Annotated in this window: 1 protein-coding gene; it reads right to left on the reverse strand. The window is 65.9% G+C overall.

From position 1 onward, the window contains the following. Positions 1–23: 23 nt before the first annotated feature. Positions 24–1,391: an IS701 family transposase gene (locus NLI01S_RS24760; protein ID WP_067609321.1), complete on the reverse strand. Its 1,368-nt coding sequence runs from the start codon at positions 1,389–1,391 to the stop codon at positions 24–26. Between the last annotated feature and the right edge of the window lie 148 nt (positions 1,392–1,539).

Genomic DNA, 1,539 nt, shown 5'->3' on the forward strand with positions numbered 1-1,539 from the left:
CCCGGTACGGCAGCCGTACTTTGTTAGTTGACCTGCGGATACGGGTGTTGAAGTGGGCGCGCGAGACGGGTCCGCTGATGGTGCCAGCGCGCACGGGCCCGGTGACGGTCGCGCCAGTTCTGCCAGTGGATCCTGTGTTCGAGGGTGGGCCGGTGCGAGTTCAAAGCGCTGAGCAGGTTCTTGATCGCGGCCACGGTCAGTCCCACATGGCCGGGCTCGATGGGCGGCCTGTCATCGGGGCCCCTTGGGGGTGGCGTTTGGGTATCGGTGCCGGGGCGGGCACGGGCGGCGGCCACAGCACACACCGCCAGGGCGAGCATGACCAGAACGGTGTGGCGTCGGATCGCCTCATACAGCCTGACCTGGGCCTGGTCCAGACCGAACAGGTCCTTACCGAACTCGAAATCCTCCTCGATGGGCCACCGCAGCCCCGCCGCGGTGACCAACCGCCGCAGTGTCACCGGCCGGTCCCGGGGGACGTAGCACAGGTGATAGACGCACTCGCCGGTCGCCAGGTGTTTGCGCACCAGTAGCCAGTGCTGGGCCGAGTTGGTGGCCACCCACGCCCAGGCATACAACCGGTCGCCCTTGTCCCCTCTGCCGGCTGAGAGGATCTGCCACCGCTTCTTCTGCCTCAGGTGCCGGCGCACGATGTGTTTACACGTGGTGCTGGTTCCATCGCCCAGGACCACCGGGAAGTTGGAGGGGATGCGCAGCACATACCCCTGCTGGTTCTGTTCGCAGTAACGTCGTAGGTCAGGGCTGTTTCCGTAGACCTCATCGCCACACACGAAATCGAAGAGGACCCCATCGGCGTGGGCCTGGGACAGGACCCGGATGGCCAGTTCTCCCTTGGTCGCGAACTCCAGATCTTGGGGCAGTCCCATCTGGGCGGCCCGCGCCGGGGCCTCCACCTGTTCAGCGGGGATCCACTGCCGGCACCCGATCAGGGAGTGTCCGACCCCGCCTCGCACATAGGACAGGTGCACGGTGTTGATCCCGTTGGCGACCCCGTCTGAGCACCCCATGTGTTGGCGTTTGACCCCTGCGGTGTCCTGGCCTTTCTTCTCCTGTCCGGTCTCGTCCAGCGCCCCGACTCTCATGCTGGTGGCAGGGGCCGCCTCATCCAGGCCGCTCACGACATGGGCGCGGACCGCTCGCATGACCGCGTCGCTGTTCCAGGTGGCCCGGTTCAGCAAGCGTTGGACTTTGTCGGGGGTGCGGTGGCCGATCCACTCCGCGATGGCCCACCCGTTGCGTTCGGGCACCTCAGAGAGCACTGCTCGGACGTAGCCGGTGGCGGTCAGCCACGGTTGGATGCGGGCGAAGCAGTCACGTATCCCGCTCATCAGGGCGTTGAGGTCGTCCTGGGCTTGGTGGGCCTCTATCATCAGGGCAGCGGCCGCCCGTGGTTGTTTTCTCTTCACACAGCAACGATCTTCGGGTGGCCGTTCTTGTGTCTGGCGAACCGATCACAACACCGTGTCGATCAGCGGTGTTCGCCCAGCTCACACGCCAAAGTACGGCTGCCGTACCGGG

This window comes from Nocardiopsis listeri NBRC 13360, assembly GCF_001570765.1.
Taxonomy (GTDB): domain Bacteria; phylum Actinomycetota; class Actinomycetes; order Streptosporangiales; family Streptosporangiaceae; genus Nocardiopsis; species Nocardiopsis listeri.